General features: G+C 40.6%; 22 protein-coding genes. 1 reads left to right on the top strand and 21 read right to left on the bottom strand.

Annotated features, from left to right (window positions below; translation table 11 throughout):
• Window positions 1-57: 57 nt before the first annotated feature.
• From BUB87_RS05155 to dprA, 20 genes are all read right to left on the bottom strand, one after another.
• Entirely contained in the window at window positions 58-771 is a 714-nt protein-coding gene (locus BUB87_RS05155) for an OmpA/MotB family protein (protein WP_073342356.1), read from the bottom strand.
• Window positions 749-1552 carry a flagellar motor protein gene (locus tag BUB87_RS05160; protein ID WP_073342359.1) on the bottom strand — a complete coding sequence of 268 codons (804 nt, stop codon included), beginning with the start codon at window positions 1550-1552 and terminating at the stop codon, window positions 749-751. Before BUB87_RS05160 ends, BUB87_RS05155 begins: the two co-directional genes overlap by 23 nt.
• Window positions 1553-1753, bottom strand: a complete 201-nt coding sequence (locus tag BUB87_RS05165; protein WP_073342362.1) for a flagellar FlbD family protein — start codon at window positions 1751-1753, stop codon at window positions 1553-1555. It lies immediately after the preceding gene.
• 15 nt (window positions 1754-1768) lie between these two features.
• Window positions 1769-3070 (bottom strand): flagellar hook protein FlgE, encoded by a 1302-nt coding sequence (locus tag BUB87_RS05170; protein ID WP_073342364.1) that lies wholly within the window; start codon window positions 3068-3070, stop codon window positions 1769-1771.
• Window positions 3071-3086: 16 nt separating this feature from the next.
• Window positions 3087-3455, bottom strand: coding sequence for a flagellar hook capping FlgD N-terminal domain-containing protein (locus BUB87_RS05175; protein WP_073342367.1), 369 nt, complete (start codon window positions 3453-3455; stop codon window positions 3087-3089).
• 14 nt (window positions 3456-3469) lie between these two features.
• Window positions 3470-4741, bottom strand: coding sequence for a flagellar hook-length control protein FliK (locus BUB87_RS05180; RefSeq protein ID WP_073342370.1), 1272 nt, complete (start codon window positions 4739-4741; stop codon window positions 3470-3472).
• A 12-nt stretch (window positions 4742-4753) separates the two neighbouring features.
• Complete coding sequence (locus BUB87_RS05185; RefSeq protein ID WP_073342372.1) at window positions 4754-5296, bottom strand: MotE family protein; 543 nt, start codon at window positions 5294-5296, stop codon at window positions 4754-4756.
• Complete coding sequence (locus BUB87_RS05190; RefSeq protein ID WP_073342375.1) at window positions 5297-5746, bottom strand: flagellar export protein FliJ; 450 nt, start codon at window positions 5744-5746, stop codon at window positions 5297-5299.
• A 1-nt stretch (window position 5747) separates the two neighbouring features.
• Window positions 5748-7061, bottom strand: a complete 1314-nt coding sequence (gene fliI / locus BUB87_RS05195; RefSeq protein WP_073342378.1) for a flagellar protein export ATPase FliI — start codon at window positions 7059-7061, stop codon at window positions 5748-5750.
• Window positions 7054-7776: a FliH/SctL family protein gene (locus BUB87_RS05200; protein WP_073342380.1), complete on the bottom strand. Its 723-nt coding sequence runs from the start codon at window positions 7774-7776 to the stop codon at window positions 7054-7056. Before BUB87_RS05200 ends, fliI begins: the two co-directional genes overlap by 8 nt.
• Window positions 7769-8773, bottom strand: coding sequence for a flagellar motor switch protein FliG (gene fliG, locus BUB87_RS05205; protein WP_073342383.1), 1005 nt, complete (start codon window positions 8771-8773; stop codon window positions 7769-7771). The genes BUB87_RS05200 and fliG overlap by 8 nt, the downstream gene beginning before the upstream one ends.
• 12 nt (window positions 8774-8785) lie before the next feature.
• Window positions 8786-10336 carry a flagellar basal-body MS-ring/collar protein FliF gene (fliF, locus tag BUB87_RS05210; RefSeq protein ID WP_073342386.1) on the bottom strand — a complete coding sequence of 517 codons (1551 nt, stop codon included), beginning with the start codon at window positions 10334-10336 and terminating at the stop codon, window positions 8786-8788.
• Between the two features lie 19 nt (window positions 10337-10355).
• Window positions 10356-10658 carry a flagellar hook-basal body complex protein FliE gene (gene fliE, locus BUB87_RS05215; RefSeq protein WP_073342389.1) on the bottom strand — a complete coding sequence of 101 codons (303 nt, stop codon included), beginning with the start codon at window positions 10656-10658 and terminating at the stop codon, window positions 10356-10358.
• 12 nt (window positions 10659-10670) lie between these two features.
• On the bottom strand, window positions 10671-11105 hold the full coding sequence (flgC, locus tag BUB87_RS05220) for a flagellar basal body rod protein FlgC (protein ID WP_407641824.1): 435 nt from the start codon (window positions 11103-11105) through the stop codon (window positions 10671-10673).
• Window positions 11106-11110: 5 nt separating this feature from the next.
• Window positions 11111-11503 carry a flagellar basal body rod protein FlgB gene (flgB, locus tag BUB87_RS05225; RefSeq protein WP_073342394.1) on the bottom strand — a complete coding sequence of 131 codons (393 nt, stop codon included), beginning with the start codon at window positions 11501-11503 and terminating at the stop codon, window positions 11111-11113.
• A 162-nt stretch (window positions 11504-11665) separates the two neighbouring features.
• On the bottom strand, window positions 11666-12385 hold the full coding sequence (codY, locus tag BUB87_RS05230; protein WP_073342397.1) for a GTP-sensing pleiotropic transcriptional regulator CodY: 720 nt from the start codon (window positions 12383-12385) through the stop codon (window positions 11666-11668).
• 15 nt (window positions 12386-12400) lie between these two features.
• On the bottom strand, window positions 12401-13789 hold the full coding sequence (gene hslU / locus BUB87_RS05235) for an ATP-dependent protease ATPase subunit HslU (RefSeq protein ID WP_073342399.1): 1389 nt from the start codon (window positions 13787-13789) through the stop codon (window positions 12401-12403).
• Window positions 13790-13811: 22 nt separating this feature from the next.
• Window positions 13812-14342, bottom strand: coding sequence for an ATP-dependent protease subunit HslV (gene hslV / locus BUB87_RS05240; RefSeq protein ID WP_073342402.1), 531 nt, complete (start codon window positions 14340-14342; stop codon window positions 13812-13814).
• 88 nt (window positions 14343-14430) lie between these two features.
• The gene (topA, locus tag BUB87_RS05245) at window positions 14431-16506 is read right to left on the bottom strand and encodes a type I DNA topoisomerase (protein ID WP_073342404.1); all 2076 of its coding nucleotides are present in this window, start codon (window positions 16504-16506) and stop codon (window positions 14431-14433) included.
• A gap of 58 nt (window positions 16507-16564) precedes the next feature.
• On the bottom strand, window positions 16565-17653 hold the full coding sequence (gene dprA, locus BUB87_RS05250) for a DNA-processing protein DprA (RefSeq protein WP_073342407.1): 1089 nt from the start codon (window positions 17651-17653) through the stop codon (window positions 16565-16567).
• A 115-nt stretch (window positions 17654-17768) separates the two neighbouring features.
• Here dprA and BUB87_RS05255 point away from each other — a divergent pair, with 115 nt between their 5' ends.
• Complete coding sequence (locus tag BUB87_RS05255; RefSeq protein WP_407641825.1) at window positions 17769-18413, top strand: ribonuclease HII; 645 nt, start codon at window positions 17769-17771, stop codon at window positions 18411-18413.
• Window positions 18414-18480: 67 nt separating this feature from the next.
• On the opposite strand, the gene BUB87_RS05260 is transcribed toward BUB87_RS05255, so the two are convergent.
• Window positions 18481-19767, bottom strand: coding sequence for a PHP domain-containing protein (locus BUB87_RS05260; RefSeq protein ID WP_073342412.1), 1287 nt, complete (start codon window positions 19765-19767; stop codon window positions 18481-18483).
• Window positions 19768-19770: the final 3 nt, after the last annotated feature.

Genomic DNA, 19770 nt, shown 5'->3' on the forward strand with positions numbered 1-19770 from the left:
TATGCACTACCAACGGTAGCTATTACGGAATACACCTCCTTTAGCGATTTTTAACGATTACTCTGAGCGATTTCTAAGTATGACGATATCAACCCTCCTATTTTTGGCCCTGTTTGCATCGCTGTTGTTAGGCACAACAGGGCGATACTCGCCAAAGCCCTCAGCCGATAACCTTTCCGGTGGAAAATGATGTACGTTCACCAGGTATTTTAAAACGGTCACAGCTCTATCTGTTGATAACTCCCAATTGCTGGGATATTTGCTATTATTTATAGGCACATTATCTGTATGCCCTTCTATTTTAATCGGATGATTATCATTCTTGATTATGTTAGAAACTTTGCTCAATATCTCTAACGACTCCGGCTTTAAATCCGCCTTACCTGTATCAAAAAGCACTGTATCTACAAACCTTATGGTCAAACCTCTTTCATCCAGCACCAGCTTTATTTTATCGTTCATTTTGTTTTCATTTATATATTTGCCCAATTTTTCGTAAATTTTTTTTAACTCATCCTGATTAGGAGGTTTATCTTCAAATATCCTCGTGTTAAGCTGTTCTCCTGATTTCAGATCAATACTCCTGATCTGCTCAATGCCTAAACCTCTGTTTATAGATAATATAAGGGTTTGAAATTTGTTGATATTTATCGTAGCCATTGAAAAAAGCAAAACAAAAAATGTTAAAAGAAGCGACATCAAGTCCGCGTAAGTGTTGAGCCATTCATTGGAAACTCCTTCATCCTCTTCAAACCTGCGATTTTTGCGCATCCAGCTCACCCTCTAATTGTTCATCTGCTTGTCTTCTTTTGGGTCTATCAAAAAATGCCCTTAATTTCTGCTCTATTATTCTAGGATTTTCACCTGCCTGTATCGACAAAATGCCTTCAATCATCACTTCTCTTATTAATGACTCCTCCTTGCTCCTGCTGTCCATTTTCTTCTCTATAGGTATAAATAACACATATGCCAGTATTGAACCGTAAAAGGTGGTTATAAGGGCAACCGCCATACCCGGACCAACCTTTGATGGATCGTTAAGATTCTTGAGCATGTTTATCAAGCCGATAAGAGTTCCTATCATTCCAAAGGCAGGGGCAAAAGTAGCCATTGTTTTAAATACCCCGCTTTCAGCCTTACGCCTTTCCTCAATAAAGGTTAACTCCGTTTCCATAATATCCCTTACAAGTTTCGGGTCCGTACCATCCACAACCAAAAGTATGCCTTTTTTTAAGAATTCATCCTCAATCCCATTAGCTTCATCCTCCAACGCTAACAGGCCTTCCCTCCTGGCTACATTAGCCAGTTGAATTATCCTTTCTATGATCTCTTCAGATTTCATTGATTTTTGAAAAAATACCCTTTTTGCCGACTTAAACGCCTGGATAATTACTGACATCGGGCAGGAAAGCAGAGTACTCGTAATAGTACCACCTATTGTTATCAATACAGATGGAATATCAATAAAGGTGGCAATACTGCCGCTCATCATTATTGACCAGATAATGACTGTGAAACCGGCTACTAAACCTACAAGCGATGCTACATCCAACTATTCCACCACCTTAAAGCATCCATTTATTTGCCTTTTATAATTTAATACCATCTCTATAACTTCGTCGAGGCTTTGTTGTACCACGTACTTATTCCCTGTTGTAAGGGTTATCACTGTGTCAGGCGTGGCCTCAATGCACTCTATGAGATCGGCATTGATGACAAATTCCTTACCATTTAACCTGTTGACTTTTATCAAAGAATATCACCTTGATTACCTTACGATATTTATAAGGTCTTGTAACATAGTATCTGATGCGGTTATAACCCTGGAATTAGCCTGATATCCCCTCTGTGTTATGATCATATTTGTAAACTCCTGCGCCAGATCCACATTAGACATCTCCAGCGAGCCTGGATTTAATACTCCTCGACCGCCGGTACCTGCGGCCCCATATTCTGCCTCACCTGAATTCGGGGTTAACTTATAAAGGTTATCACCAACCTTTTCCAAACCCATAGGATTACTTATACTGGCAATAGCCAGCTGTCCTATAATGAAATTTTGACCATTTGAATAGGTGACAATGATGTTACCATATTGATCGATTTTAAATCCCTCCATCGTCCCCGCTGGATTGCCGTCTTTGCTTACTTCTTTTATAGTATCTTTCTCATTGCCAACCCCTGCAAACTGGGTAAGTGGTGTTATATCGAGGTTGATATTCTGTGGACTGGCAGCGCCATCGCTGTCTGACACGCTTAAATTTATAATATATCTTCCATTATTCTGATTCGGGTTAGGATTTATCAAATTGCCATTGGCATCAAATGAAATCTGCGTGGGCTGTAATATCTGGACCGGTGTTATAGTGCCGTTCTGATTTAGCGTAGCTCCCAGAGCCGGATCATAGGAGGTAACCTCTAAATTCCAGGTATTATTACCTGTTTTGGTAAATTTTAAATTGATAATATGAGTCCTACCCTGTGAATCATAGATCATCTCGTTATATGTCATGGAGTCATTAACAGCAAGGTTCGCGTTTAAGTTCCCGCCAATTGTTATATTTTGAGTGGCTTTTGCCTCCTTTGATATTTTGTTATATAAATTCAGCGGAACAAGATTCCCTGAGGTATCCACTTTTCCCGTGCTATCGGCCTGCCAACCGTACACATAAAGTCCACCTGCTGTAACCAGATTGCCATTGCTGTCCACCCCAAAATTGCCTGCCCTTGTATAGCTTTTACTGCCAGTAAGATCCCCTACAGTGAAAAATCCATTTCCATCTATCATGACATCCAACGGATTATCAGTTCTCTGACTGCTCCCTTGAGAAAACAACGTATCAATAGAGCCTATAGCCACACCCAATCCTACCTGTTGCGGATTGGTACCGCCTCTATTGTCCTGAGGCATCGACGCACCCTTTATAAGCTGGCTCATTACATCCTTAAAAGTAACTCTACTCGCTTTAAATCCAACAGTATTTACATTAGCCACGTTATTTCCAATGACATCCATAGCTGCCTGTTCTGCTTTTAAACCCGATACCGCAGAAAACATTGAACGCATCATTTTATATCCACCCCTTTTATTTTACATTCTTTACATCGCTTATGGATATTAAATTGCCATTAACAGATAAGTACACCTTGCTACCGGCAATAGATACACCATCCACAATCCCACTTATACTTCCCGCATCTACGGTCTTCCCTATGAGAGCTGTAGCTCTCATCATATCCATATTGACATTAATGTTTTGTATCTGCTCTAAAGCGCTGAATTGCGCCATTTGAGCGATAAACTCTCTGTCATCCACAGGCTGTAACGGATCCTGGTTGCTCAGCTGAGTTATGAGCAATTTGAGAAAATCATCTTTACCCAGTATTTGATTATTTTGAACCGATGTATCAGGTTCCACTGAATAAGATGATGAATTTACTGAATTGACGTTCATTTATCTTACTCCCTTCATACGAGATAATTTATACCAGACTCACCTTTAAAAGCGATAACCATATCATCAAAATTCCTCGCCGCCACTTTACCCTCGTTAAAGCGGTATCTTCCAGTTTCTTTCCATTGGTTATTGCCATGGTCCTGGGCTAGCTGTCCTCCCATTCCCGTATCTACCGTCACATTTATGTTTTGAACGTTTATACCCTGGCTCTGGAGTGCATCCCTCAGTTGTACAAGGTTTGACTCAATAATCTGCTTTACCTGATAATTCTGTACCTCAAACTTTGCTATCATAACTCCTTTATCTATTTCAATCTTCAAGGAAATATTTCCTAAATAGTCCGGCTTTAATTTTATATCAGCGCTATACTTGCTGGCACCCATATCTATAGATACTCTTGCGCCGTTCACTATCTGTGAGATCACATCCTGTGCCTTTACCGGCAACACACTTTCTTGACTCTGTTGCAAAATATTACCTTGATTTTTTAAGACATTTACAATAGGAGCCGTCTTATCATCGATTACCGCTTTGAAATCCTGAATGAAATCCTGAACAACCTTTAAAACCCTGTCTCCACCAAAGATGCCCTTATATTGCGTTTCACCTTGCTTTTTATTTTCGCCCTTTATGTCTTCCAAAAAAATCTCTTTAGTCCCTTGATGCAATAATATCTCACTCTTTTCATTTTGCTGATTCCCTTTTATCTCAATATGTACTTTGGGTGTTTGCTGACCCTCAGCGTCCAGTATATCCTTGTCCAATCTAATCACAGAATCCGATGGCATGTCTGTTCCTTTAGCGGTAATTTTATCATCGTTGTGCACATCCTCGCTCTGCCGCTTTTGAAATTCGCTATTAGTAACCTGTGACATTTCACCGCTTAGCCTATTAAATTGCGAAAAATCTTCCGTCACTTCTAACAAAAGCTCAGGATTTTCTATAAATTTCAATATGATATTTCTTAGAGACTGATTTACCTCAATGCCGTTATCTGTCAGCATCTTTTCTATTAATGGCATTTTATTGTCAATACTATTATTATTAAATAATAATCCTATTAAAGACATGATCTCTATTCCATGAGATTTAAGGATATTAACAAAATCCTCTATAGAATCACCTGAATCACCTTTTTGGTTATCCATGGACAATGTCAAAATCTTTCTAAAGCTAATATTTGGTTCCGTGTATTCTTTAACTGTGATACCCTGTAAATCTTTGGCTGCAACCGTCGACATTTTATCGTTTTTCACAGTACAAACCAATCCGCCTTTTATCATTTGCTCACCTCTTTACGGTCCAATCTGACCCATCATGATCTGAGTGATCTTAGCCGCCGTATCCGGATTCATATTTTCCATAATCTGAGCAGCTGCTTGCTTTTGCATATTCTTTAATATAATGGCCACTTTATTGCTATCCTGTATTTTTTCCAGTATGCCGGCAGCTGCTTGTGGATCCATGTTTTCATAGTATTTTACAAGGTCTTTTATTTGTACCGACTGCGACTGCAACATACTTTTCTGTTCATCAAGAGATTTCTGCAATTTGGCCAGGCTATCCTCTTTTGCCTTTAACGCAGCTTCTTTAGCATTGAGCTGGTCTGCTTTCTGCTGCAACTTTATCTTTTCGTTTCTTATATAATCCATTTCTTTATTTATCTTATCCTGAGCAGAGGACAGTGAATTAGATGCTACAATATTTTTAACAACGGGTATTGACGAAAATTGTTTTACGATCGTCGTTTTTAAATTAAAAAAGTTAAAATAGACCAATACTCCCGAAATCAATGCAATTACTGCTACAATAGAGAGAGTTACAGCGACCTTTTTCATTTATATCACCTTTTTTACTTTATATCTATTGCAGATAAATTGATCTATATTTTTCTGCTCTATTTTGGTCAAATTGCCTATATATTCTTTATAGCACTTTTCGTCCAGTTTGTCCAACATTTTTACATCCTGTGATATCTTGACAAGCTCCTGTCGTATTCTGTCCACATCTTCCTGTATTTTTCTTACCACGTCATACTGCGCCGCAATATCTCCCCTTACACCTTCAAGGCTTTTATACGAGTATTGATACTCAAGAGCACTCAAAGAAGAGTTGCTCTCCATTCGTTTTAAATAATCCATTATATCTCGTTCTCTGCTGATATATGTATTTAAAAGCTCCACAGCATCTTGTAATCTCATCATCTCTCTGGAAAATTCAATTTTTAATTTTTTTTGCCGCTGAACATTTAAATCAGCAATTTTTTTCAACCTGAACACATATCCCATATCAATCACCTATTATCTTTTTCATCCGCTCTATAATATCCGCCGGATCAGTTATCTCATTAACCTTTTGTCTTAAAAAGTCATTTATTTTATTCACTCTCTCTATTGCATAATCGACCTCTGGATTGCTTCCTTTTTTATAAGCCCCTATGGAAATAAGGTCTTCAAAATCCCGGTATACAGCCATGATGTTCTTTATTTTCGCCGCTAGTTCCAGGTGCTCTTCCGTTACCACATCCGACATAACCCTGCTCACACTGGCCAGCACGTCGATTGCCGGATAATGATTGCTATTAGCCAGCTTCCTTGACAGCACTATATGGCCGTCTAATATGCTCCTGACCGCATCTGTAACCGGTTCGTTGAAGTCATCTCCATCTACCAAAACGGTGTAAAGAGCGGTTATCGAACCCACATCTCCGTTGCCGGTCCTCTCCATGAGCTTTGGAAGCACTGAAAAAACCGAAGGAGTATAGCCCTTTGAAACAGGAGGTTCCCCTACTGCCAATCCTATTTCGCGTTGAGCCATGGCAAACCTGGTGACCGAATCCATCATGAACATCACGTCGCAGCCATTATCCCTGAAATACTCGGCTATAGCTGTAGCTGTATACGCAGCTTTTATTCTCAGCATCGCAGGCTCATCTGAAGTTGATACGACGACCACCGATTTCTTCATGCCCTCAGGCCCCAGCGACTTCTCTATGAAGTCATTGACCTCTCGTCCCCGCTCTCCGATCAGCGCAATGACATTTACATCAGCTGACGAAGACCTCGCTATCATACCCATAAGGGTGCTCTTACCGACACCGCTTCCCGCAAAAATGCCAAACCTCTGGCCTTTGCCGCAGGTTATAAGACCATCAATAGCCCTTATCCCGGTAAAAAACGGCTCTTTTATGGGCTTTCTTGCCAGAGGATTAGGAGGAACAGCGTGGATTCGCCTCCAACTTCCCATGATGATATCGCCATTGCCATCAATAGGCTTCCCCAGCCCATTTAAAATCCTCCCTTTAAGCTCTGCCCCTACACGCACCTTTAACGGCTCACCAAAGGATCTAACAGGGCAACCCTGCCTTATGCCCTCCGTATCCCCAATCGCCATTAAAATAACTCCCTTTTCTTCAAAACCTACGACTTCTGCCAGCACATGTCGCCCATCGCCCTTTACGATCTCACATAACTGGCCTACCTCAGCTCTAGGCAGATTGCACCTTATGGTAAGCCCTACAACCTGCGTCACATAGCCTATGTAATCGTAGAACAATTTATTTTTAATTCGGCTATATTTATCCAGCTCTATACTCCTACTCATCAAGCAATATACTCCTTAGCTCTTTTTTAATATTATCTATCTGCGTCATCATACTGCAGTCAATACTGCCATTGGGAGTATCTATCACTATATCACCGTGCTTCAACATAGGATCGGCAATTATTTTATAATGTAATGTATTGATATACTCTCTATCTAATAGCTTATAATCATCTTCGCTAATCCTCACTTCATACGTATCCCTTATATCTAATCTGGTTATAGCTTCATGAACCACCTTTTCGTACAATTCTCTATAATCCATATCACCTATGATATTTTCTACACAGCTGGATACAAGTTCTATTACATCCACTTCTAACTGTCTCAGCAATCTATTTCTTTCTTCTTCAACCTGTTGTTTCAATCTGTTTGCCTCATTTACAATGGCCTGAGCTTCCTTTCTTCCATCTTCCAGTCCTTTCTTGTAGCCTTCTAAATAGCCATCATTATAACCTTTTTCTTTTCCTTCCAGGTATCCTCTCTGTTCTGACTCCTTTTTTTGCGCTTCAGCTATCTTAGCAGCCTCTTGTAATATTCTTTCCTTTTGCGATAAGGCTTCACTTACTATCCGTTCATATTGGGCTTTAGCCTCTGAAAGCTCGTTGTCCTCTTTTTCATCATCTGCCCTAATGTCATCGCCTCTATCCACCAATGGAGTTACATAGTATACCTCTCTGTACTCGACCGCTGGAGCTTTTATAATCTTACTCAATTAGCTCATCACCACCGCCTCTTGAAATGATGATCTCTCCAGCATCTTCCAGCTTCCTGATGATGCTGACAATTCTCTGTTGAGCGTCTTCCACATCCCTCAGCCTTACAGGACCCATGTACTGGATATCCTCTCTGATCATATCTGCAAGACGCTTGGACATATTGTTGTATATGACTCTCGCCACATCGTCACTGGCCCCTTTAAGCGCCAGCGCAATATCGTGATTGTCCACTTCCCTCAAAATCCTCTGGATAGACCTGTTATCAAGGGTTACAATATCTTCAAATACAAACATTCGCTTCTTAACTTCTTCCGCCAGATCCACATCCATCACTTCAAGGTTGTCCATGATATTCTTTTCAGTGGATCTGTCTACAGCATTAAGGATGTTGACAATAGTTTGAATTCCACCGGTTACAGCATAATCCTGCACCACGATATTAGAAAGCTTTCTTTCCAATATGCTTTCCACTTCCCTTATGATCTCAGGAGAAGTCCTATCCATTTTAGCAATCCTATATGCTATATCAGCCTGTTTCTCATGGGGCAAAGCCGAAAGCACCATAGCAGCTTGTTCGGGCCTGAGATAGGATAGAACAAGAGCTATTGTCTGTGGATGCTCATTTTGTATAAAGTTTAAGATCTGTGAAGGGTCTGCCTTCCTCATAAAGTCAAAAGGCTTTACCTGAAGGGACGATGTAAGGTTGTTTATTATCTCCAACGCCCTCTGAGTGCCCAGGGCCTTTTCCAGTACTTCCCTGGCATACTCAATTCCCCCTTCATTGATATATCCCTGCGCCAGACACATGTCATAAAATTCCTTGAGTGCCTCCTCTTTTTCTTCAGCAGATATGGACCTAATATTGGCTATTTCCAGCGTGAGCTGTTCTATTTCCTGCTCTCCCAGGTGCTTAAACACTTCCGCAGCATATTCCGGCCCCAGGGCTATAAGCACCTTTGCAGCCAGTTCCTTTCCGCTAAAACTTTTTGCCACGCTCAAATCACCTCAATCTTGCTGCAATAGCGTCTTTATCAATTGTGCTATAACGTCGGGCTTTTCTTTTATGAGCTTCTCCAGCTCTTTTCTGTATACGCTAGTCTGACTCAACTTGTCCACCAGAACATTGTCTTCAGATATCCCGGTATCAGCTTCCAGAGGAGCCGCAACCTGCGGCTGAATACTTGAGGTCCTCCTCTTCTTTAAAAAACTGTACGCAAATATACCACCAAACAATAATGCCGCTCCTAAAATCCCAAAGATTATATTCGTCCGCGTTCTCGCCATAGCCTGTTGCTGTGCCAGTTGAGCCATTTGATTGGCAAGGCTTCTGTTAAAAGGTATAGAATCCACCATTACATCATTAACTCTGGCACCTGTAGCATTGGCAACCAGCTGTGCCACCTGTTGTTTTACTGCAGGAGACAGGTTGTTTTTGTTTATCACCACGGCCACAGATAAATTCTGAATACTGCCTTTAGCTTTTTGTATCTCCCTTCTTATCTCATTGATCTCATAATTTATAGTCCTATCCGTCTTGGTATAATTGCTACTGGACGGATTTCCCGTCACCTGGGTGTTTCCAGCTGTACCATTGGATGACGCCCCCACTGGACCACCAGTTCCGTTGCCGTTGGATTGAGTTTCTTTTATATCCTGTATGCTTCTTATTATACCGTTGGTGTCTACTACAGGCGAATACTCGACGGAATTTTCTTTTTGAGTATCAAAATTCAACCTTGCATTGACCCTTACTGCCACATTGCCAGGACCAAATACCTGTTCCAGCAGCGATTGCACATTATTCTTTATATTTGTCTCAATCTCTCGCTGCAGCTCGTATTGTGAATTCACTGCGCCTATGTCATAACCTTCGCCATTATCCGATGAATTCAATATGGTCCCATTTTGATCTATCAGTGTTATATTCTGGGGCTTTAACTGCTGTATGCTCTTTGATACGAACTGAACAATACCGTTGACCTGTTGTCTGTTTAAAGTTGCACCTGGCTGCAATGTAACCTTAATAGCGGCCGTAGCCTCCTGCCTATCACTGGATAAGACAAAAGTGCTGTCATCGGGTACTACTATAAGTACCTGAGCGTCCTGCACGCCATTTATAGTCCTTATCGCATCGGCGATTTCGTTTTGGAGAAAATATATATATCGCTTCTGCCTCTCCATATCCGTCATGCCCAGAGAAGAGTTTTTAAAAGCATCATCAATGGTAAACCCACTTTGCGGAAGACCCTGCGTGGCCAGCTGCATCCTTATCTCATCCCTGTATTGCTGCGGAACCAATATTGTACTGCCGCCATTTTCTATCTTATAGGGTATTTTAAAATCGCTTTTTAGCTTTTCTACCACGGCCCCAGCATCTTTTTGGCTTAACCCGCTATAGAGGACCACATAATGAGGCCTTGTCACAATTGCCATAAGAGTTGATACCGATGCAAGAGTAATAGCCAGAATCAATACGATCTTTATTTTCTGGGATTTATTCAGGTTATTCCAATATTCTTTTAGTTGAGCACCATATTTATTTAATATATCTTTCATATTAACTCCCATCCAGCTACTATATCTGCATCCTCATAATTTCCTGGTAGGCACTTACGATTTTATCTCTTATGCTCAATGCCATCTGTAACGCAACATTTGCTTTTTCTGCATCTATCATGACCTGAGGCAATGATATTTTACCTGCAGCCAACAAAATATCGTCATTATATGATATCTTTTGCAAATTATCGATTTCTTTTATGGCTTTGCTCAAAATCTCTGAAAAATTGACATCATTATTCTTGACATCGCTTAAAGTACCTGTAGTGCTTACATTATATACTCCATTTAATCCTATCGTCGACACAGGCTGGATCATCTCAATTCACCTCTATTTGCCAATATTCAATGTTTTCATCGCCATATCTTTCGTAGCATTGACTGCAGTTACGTTGGCTTCATAAGCCCTTGTAGCAGATATCATATCAACCATTTCAGTCACGATATTTACATTTGGCATTAAAACGTACCCTTGAGCATCAGCGTCGGGATTGCCCGGTTGGTATATCCTCTTAAACGGAGATCGATCTTCCTGAATAGAATCCACGGACACCCCCGCTCCATCAAAACTTTCCCTTAAATTACCGAGAATCCTATCAAATGCCGTATTCTGATTCTCACGAAATACCACAACCTTTCGCCTATATGGCCCGCCATTGGCTGTCCTGGTGGTGTTTACATTGGCTATATTGTCAGATATAACGTCCATTCTCAATCTCTGAGCACTCAATCCCGTCGCACTTATATCAAGAGCGGTTAAAAACAAATCTCTCACCTCCCGCTATTTATGACAGACTTTATGCTGTTGAACTCCCCGGATAAACGCGTAATCAGCGAATCGTACCATAAATTATTCTTAGCCAGCTGAACCATTTCATTATCAATATCGACGTTATTGCCATCCATTCGATATGATGTGTCATCTACTTTCTCTATCACAGGCTGCACATTGACGCCATCGCCTATGGGTATATGCCTGGGATTTGTAGTATACCCCACAACTTTTTTGCCTTCTAAAGCACTTGCAAGGATATCTTCAAATTTCACAATAGATCTTTTAAAATTAGGCGTGTCCACATTAGCAATATTATTGGAGATAACCTGATTTCTAATCCAGGCAGCATTTAACGCATCTGACAAAATATTTATTGAATTAGCAAACATAACCTGATCCCCCTTATGAATATTAGTATTCGACATAACTTCTATAATTCCTTCATGTGTTTACATGTTGAATCATCTGCTACAATTTGAAACATTTTTTTATACTCAAAGATACAAAAAGCGCCACGACCTTCCATAGCTGTCGTGGCCCCTGGTTTTTACCTATTTAATTTTATTTAATTCATCAAGCAGTTTATCGTTTAATATTTTAATATATGTACCCTTCATACCTAAAGATCTTGACTCTATAACACCAGCGCTCTCAAACTTTCTCAGCGCATTTACTATAACCGATCGGGTTATACCTACCTTATCAGCTATCTTGCTGGCTACCAGTAAACCCTCACTGGCGTTTAATTCCTTAAATATGTGCTGAATGGCTTCCAGCTCAGAATAGGACAGTGTGGCAATTGCCATCTGTACCACAGCTCTTTTTCGCGCATCTTCTTCAACTTCTTCGTTCTTTGATCTGAGTATTTCCATACCTACCACAGTAGCTCCATATTCAGCCAGCACCAGATCGTCATCTGTAAATCGCTCGTCTCGGGTCATCAAAAGCGTACCCAGCCTTTCGCCGCCGCAGCTGATAGGGACAACGGTAATAAATTTATCCTTTACCATGACGTTTTCTCTAGTCTCATCTATCTCCATCAGTTTTGTGTTATATTCATCCATAAGCTTATTACCTTCAACAATAAAATTATCCGGTACGCCAAATAATGTCATCTGTCCCAATATCTTGCCCCTTCGACTTGCTATATACACATTGGCATTAAGCACCTCGTTAAGGATCCGGGCTATGTCATTAAAGTCCACAGGCTGTCCGCCAGACTTCTGCAGTATTTTATTGACCTTTCGTGTTTTTTCCAGTAAATCACTCATTAGTAAACCACCTCATCAAAGTATAAAATCGTTTATATCACTTCGCGGCATTATCTGGTCTAATTGCTTTTCTACGAAGTCCTTATCTATCGTTATAACCTTATCCACATCAGGAGCATTAAAAGAAATGTCCTCAAACAACTTTTCCATTATTGAATACAATCTCCTGGCACCTATATTTTCATACTGTTCGTTCATCTCATAAGCTATCTTAGCCAGGGCTTCAATGGCTTCATCAGTTATATTTACATCAATACCTTCTGTGGCCATCAGCGCCTTGTACTGTTTAACCAACGCGTTTTCAGGCTCTGTCAATATCCTCTTGAAATCTTCGACTGTCAGATTGTTCAGATAAACCCTCACAGGAAATCTTCCTTGAAGCTCGGGTATCAAATCAGAAACTTTTGAAACGTTAAAGGCTCCAGCCGCAATAAACAGGATATAATCCGTCTTCACAGGTCCGTACTTGGTCATAACAGTGCTGCCTTCCACAATAGGCAGTATATCCCGTTGAACTCCTTCCCTTGAAACGTCCGGCCCTGTTGAATACTCCCTTCCCGCTATCTTATCGATCTCATCGATAAATATAATTCCTTCCTGCTCTGCCCTTCTAATAGCTTCTGATATTACTTCATCCATATCGATAAGTTTTTGCGCTTCCTCTTGCTGGAATATACGCCTTGCTTCCTTCACCATCACTTTTCTTATCTTTTTCTTTCTATTTAAAATACCTGAAAATAAATCCTGGAAATTGATATTCATCTCCTCTGGCCCTAGATTCGTCATAAACTCGATGGACGGCATGGACGTATCTTCAACTTCAATCTCTATAAGCTCATCCTCCAGCTCGCCATTTCTTAATTTTTCCATTACCTGTCTTCTCTTAAGCTGGATCTCTTCGTCTACAAATTCTTCATTTTCACTTTGTTGAGCCCCAAAGGAAAACAAAAATTCCATGGGATTGGTTTGCGGTTTTGCTCGCTTTTTAGAAGGCACCAGTTCCTTAATCAGCCTCTCTTCAGCCAGTTTCGCAGCTTTATCGCTCACCTCATTTAATTTTTCTTCTTTTACAAGCCTTATAGACGCTTCTACCAGGTCTCTTACCATGGATTCCACATCCCTGCCCACATAACCGACCTCTGTGTACTTGGTCGCCTCAACTTTGACAAAAGGTGCTCCCACCAGTTTTGCTAACCGCCTGGCTATCTCCGTTTTGCCTACACCGGTCGGTCCTATCATGATGATATTATGTGGTGTCACTTCTTCCTTTAAATCGTCGGGCAGCAACGATCTCCTGTACCTATTTCTGAGAGCAACTGCTACGCTTTTTTTAGCCTCAGTCTGTCCGATAATGTATTTATCCAGTTCCTGAACAATTTCTTTTGGAGTAAGTTCTTTTTTCAAAAATTGGTCCCCCTTTCAAGCTTTAAAGCTCTTCCACGCTGATGTTGTTATTGGTATATACACATATTGCTGCCGCTATCTCCATGGCTTTTACTGCTATATCTCTCGCCGATAAATCCGTATTCTCAATCAACGCCTTTGCCGCGGCAAAAGCGTAATTGCCTCCCGAACCTATAGCAATGACGTCGTGATCAGGCTGTATAACTTCGCCGCTGCCGGATATTAAAAGTATTTGCTCTTTATCGGCCGTCAGCAAGAGGGCTTCCAATTTTCTCAACACCCTATCAGATCTCCATTCAGATGCCAGTTCAACCGCAGCTTTTCTTAAATTGCCATCAGCTTTATCAAGCTTTTCTTCAAACATATCATAAAGGGTAAAAGCATCGGCAACAGATCCCGCAAACCCCACCAATATCTTGCCATGATATATTTTTCTTATCTTTTTAGCTGTATGTTTTAATATGGTATTCTCACCAAAAGTAACCTGGCCGTCACCTGCCATAGCAACGCTATCGCCCTTTTTAACCGCGACAATCGTCGTAGCTTTTATCAAAATCACACCCCCTTGATTTCAAACAACATAAATATTAACACAAATCAGCACAATTTGCAATATTTATAAAATCTTTTTTATTTTCTTATTATTTGATATCTCCCTGGTAATCACAGTTTTTGTTGCTGCACCTTATCATTTTCTCGCCTTTTAACTCTTTTTCAACCAGAATGCCACCACACTTGGGGCACCTCTCACCCGTAGGTCTATCCCATGTCATAAAGCCACAGGTAGGGTTGTTCTCACACCCATAGTACGTCCTGCCTCTCCTGGTTTTCTTAATAAGCACTCTTCCACCACATTCAGGACATGCAACGCCTGCTTCTTCATAGAAAGGTTTAGTATTTTTACATTCCGGATATCCTGGACAGGCTAAAAACTTTCCATATCTGCCGTGTTTTATCACCATATTTCTTCCGCATAACTCGCATTTTATATCGGTCTCCTCATCCTGTATAGTATATGAACCCATTTTTTCTTTAGCATCATTGAGCTCCTGACTGAAACGCTCATAAAACTCTCTGATTATATCCTTCCACTGGATCTGACCGCTTTCTACAGCGTCAAGTTTGCTTTCCATATCGGCCGTAAAACCGATATCTACGATATCTTTAAAATATTTAAGCATTATGTCATTAACTATATAGCCCAATTCTGTAGGTACAAGCACCTTGCCCTCTTTGACCACGTACCCTCTTTCCTGTATGGTGGAAATGATAGGAGCATAAGTACTGGGCCTGCCAATGCCTTTTTCCTCCAGCGTTTTGATCAGGGAAGCTTCTGTATACCTCGGGGGTGGCTGTGTGAAATGTTGCTGCGGTCTTATTTCTATAAGCTTTAAAATATCTCCCTCTTTGAGCTCCGGTATCATGCTGTTATCTTCCTCTGGCGCATCCTCTGTGCTCTCTAAATACACGTGCATAAAGCCAGGAAATCTTATGGTGGATCCTGACGCTCTGAACAGGTACTTGCCTGCTTTTATGTCCACAGTAAGCGTATCGTATACCGCTGGTGCCATCTGACTGGCCACGAATCTATCCCATATGAGCTTATACAGTCTGTACTGATCTCTGCTCAACGACGATTTAACATCTTCAGGCTTCCTTAAAACCGACGTAGGCCTTATAGCTTCATGGGCATCCTGTATTTTCCCAGAAGTTTTGACCTTGACCTTATACTCCCCCGCATAATCACTGCCGTATTGTTCCTGTATAAACTTATAAGCTTCGTTTTTAGCGTCATCCGATAATCTGGTGGAGTCGGTTCTTATATAGGTTATCAGCCCGACAGATCCTTCTCCCTGAATCTCAACGCCTTCATAAAGCTGCTGGGCCAGTAACATCGTCTTTTTAGCCGTAAAGCCATACTTTCTGGACGCTTCCTGCTGTAGCGTACTGGTTGTAAAAGGAGGTGCCGGGTTGCGCTTTTTTTCTCCACGTTTTACATTTGTCACAACATACTGGGCATTCTTTAGCTCTTCTATTATCTCATTTACCTGTTCCTGGTTCTTAAGATCGATTTTCTCTGAATCCGTCCCATAAAATTTGGCTTCAAAAACCTTCGCACCGTTGCTCAACACATTTGTTATAGTCCAATACTCTTCGGGTTTAAATTCTTTTATTTCGTTTTCCCTGTCGCATATTATGCGAACCGCTACCGACTGAACCCTTCCTGCGCTTAACCCGTATTTGACGTTTTCCCACAACAGCGGACTTATAAGATAGCCCACCAATCGGTCAAGTACCCTCCGTGCCTGCTGAGCATTTACCAGGTCATGGTTTATAGCTCTGGGGTTTTTCACGGCATTCCTAACAGTGTTTTTGGTAATTTCATTGAACTCAATCCTGCAGGGATCCTCTGGATTGATATTTAAAATCTGAGCCAGATGCCATGAAATGGCTTCGCCCTCTCTATCAGGATCTGTTGCCAGATATACCTTGTCAGCAGCCTTTGCTTCCTTTTTTAATTTGTCGATTATTTCTCCCTTTCCCCTTATAGTTATATATGTGGGTTCAAAATCATTTTCTATGTCTATACCCATTTTGCTCTTGGGCAAATCCCTTACATGGCCCATAGATGCTGCCACTTTGTAATTTCTGCCTAAATACTTACTTATGGTCTTAGCTTTAGCCGGTGATTCAACTATTACCAGTGTTTTATTCATAATACCACCTCGATCAATACAAGTGTATATTATATCAAAAGAATAATTAAAATCCAAACTATAATGTTTCGAAATTTTTACCGGGTAATCTCCTTATTCTCCCCTTTAATTCTAAAATGGTTAAAATCGAATTTATTTTCTCTACAGGCATATCTACTACAGCTGCCAGTTCATCTATATTCATTGCCTGCAGAGACCTTATCACATCATAAATTTTTCTCTCATCAGCGGTCAAGTCATTTTCACTTTTATTTTTGTCATCAAAACTGCCGTCTATCTCATCATAACACTGGTACTCCTCCATTACATCCTGCGCTGACGCTACAAGCTTTGCTCCGTCTTTTATCAGTCTATTACATCCGACGCTCATAGCACTAAAGATATTGCCCGGGACAGCAAACACATCTCTCCCCTGCTCCAAAGCCATCTGCACGGTTATCAGCGAGCCGCTTTTCTCTCCTGCCTCAATTACCAGCACACCTCTAGAAATGCCACTTATAATCCTATTCCTCTGCGGAAAATATCCTGCTATAGGTTGAGTTCCAGGGGGATATTCAGATATCACCAACCCTGTTTTTATAATCTTTTCATACAGTCCCCTGTTTTCTGGTGGATATATCACATCAACACCACAGCCTAAAACAGCAATGGTTTTCCCGTCTGCATTCACCGCCGCCCACTGCGCAGTGCTGTCTATCCCTCTTGCCATACCACTCACTATGATTACACCTGAAGCCGCCAGATCCCCTGCGATCTTATTCGCTGCTTTTATTCCATAATATGAAGGCTTTCTAGAACCAACTACTGCAATAGTAATACCCTGAATAGAAATATCCCCTATATAGAACAAAACCGGTGGCGGATCAAATATATTTTTTAAAAGCTCCGGATAATCATCGCTATAGAATGTGACATAATTTATTCCCTTTAAATTCATCCTTTTAATGTAAAAGTCGATGTCATAATCCCTGTTTCTAATTATATTATTACATATTTCATCAGTTATTCCAGGTACCTCAAGTAATTCACTGTAAGAAGCATTAAAAACATTCTGAGCTGTTTTAAAGTGATCCATCAAAGCAAAAAAACGCCTTGGACCTACTCCTTTACATAAATTCAATAAAAGAATGTATTTTTCATCTCCCATTAAAATCACCTTTATATTAAAAGTTCGACTTCTATTATACCATTAATACAGCAGGATTTTAGTGTGGAATTCAGAAGGATTTAAAGAAATTTTGTCGAATGCAATTGATGAGAGGGTGATTTTTTTGAAAGCAGAAGAAAAGGACAGGCTTGATGCCATGATGTATTATGAAACACAGGCTAGAAATAGCGGATATCAAATTATAGGAGGGGTAGACGAAGTTGGCAGAGGTCCATTAGCTGGTCCTGTGGTCGCAGCATGTGTTGTTTTGCCCCATAAACTTTATATAGAAGGTCTAAACGATTCAAAAAAATTGTCTCCATCTAAAAGAGAGCAACTGTCCCTGGAAATACAAAAGCATGCGCTGGATATAGGAATCGGTATAGTACATCAGGATGTAATAGACGAAATAAATATACTAAACGCTACAAAGAAGGCTATGATAATGGCCATAGAAAACCTGCGTGTAAAACCCGACATCATCCTTACTGATGCCATAAAACTTGATATATCCATACCCCAGATTCCCATTATAAAGGGAGATCAAAAGAGCGTATCAATAGCTGCAGCATCAATAATAGCAAAGGTGTACAGAGACAGGCTCATGGTGGAATATGATAAGGACTTTCCTCAATATGGATTTAAGAACAACAAGGGATATGGCACCAAAGCACATATAGAGGCTATTAAACAATATGGAATAACATATCTTCACCGCAAGAGCTTTACTAAAAAATTCTTAAAAGACGGCACTTTATAAAATTACATATAAATACCTAACTACATAGGGCATATCGGCTCAATCCCGATATGCCCTATATGCGTGGTTAAAAGGACCACAACTCAGTATAAAGCTTCTCTGTTTGCCCTTTTAGATTCTTAAGCATTTCAGCTGCCTTTTCGTCTCCTTCCAGATACCTCATCATAAGGGAGCCTTCCTGTTCACACATGGCATCATGTAGTGGCAGCACTTCTCTAAACAAAAAGTACGCGTATTTTACCAATCTTAACGGCCCATATATCCTGGGCGTTTCATCTTTTACCTCTTCAACAGCCACACTGTTTAATCCCTTTATGCCTTCTATGAGGCTATTTAATGAAGAATCCTTTGCCAGAACTATCGTATAATACCAGCCAAATAAGTAACCGGTAAAACAGCCATGGGCATCACTAACACCCACAATAGGTATGTCCTTACCCTTTGATCTGTATTCACTGTATAAGGCTAACTGCAGCACATTTGACTCCATCTCATGCTTAAAATAGCCACCCAATAACTCCAGCGCATCATAAGGCTGATCTTCCATAAGCCGGTGCGTTATAGCGGTAGATTCATTATATCCACCGCTGACCAGCCAATAAGGATGACAGAATATCCCCAGACCGCCCCCTTCCCTTATCTTATCAAAACACCATTTACAAGAAGCGTACTGGTACCTGGTCTCATCATTTTGAAAACCTACCAGAGCTTTTTCTATTTCCTTTACTTCCTTCATATAAACATCTTCTTTAAAAAGGTCATTGACGCTGAAGCAACCTCCAAAATTAATCATATGCACTGGATTTTGAGGAGGGTGTACTTCTTCGCCTCTATATATCTTGAGGTCTATATCGACATTCTCAAAGGCTTCTTGCGCTTTTATTGAAGGCGCATACTTCCCATGGTCCGTTACAGCCATGAAATCTAAGCCTATCTTTCTGCACGCAGCTGCTACCAGTGCAGGATCTTCTTTGCCATCTGAAAAATTAGAATGAATGTGCATATCTCCTTTGTAGGGCTTCAGCTCAAATAAATCTTCTCTCAGTGAGTATATCCTGAAATCCGCAACAAGCCGGGGCTTATCTCCCACAACTTCATATAAATACAATATGTGCTCCTGTTCGCCTTCAAAGAGGCGCTTTACACTTATAATTCCATCTTCAGGCTTTACTATTGTCTTTTCTCCCTGCGAGTAAACAGATCTATTATCAACAGGAAAATAAACTACCTCATAGGTGGAATTTTCATTGAATCTAACATGATCGTAAAGGGGTTTGATGTTAATGATCGCCTCTTTGTCAGCTCTAACAACCTTAGGGAAAACCTTAAAATACAGATCCTGAACCTTCATCATATA

This window comes from Caldanaerobius fijiensis DSM 17918 (assembly GCF_900129075.1).
GTDB lineage: Bacteria > Bacillota > Thermoanaerobacteria > Thermoanaerobacterales > Caldanaerobiaceae > Caldanaerobius > Caldanaerobius fijiensis.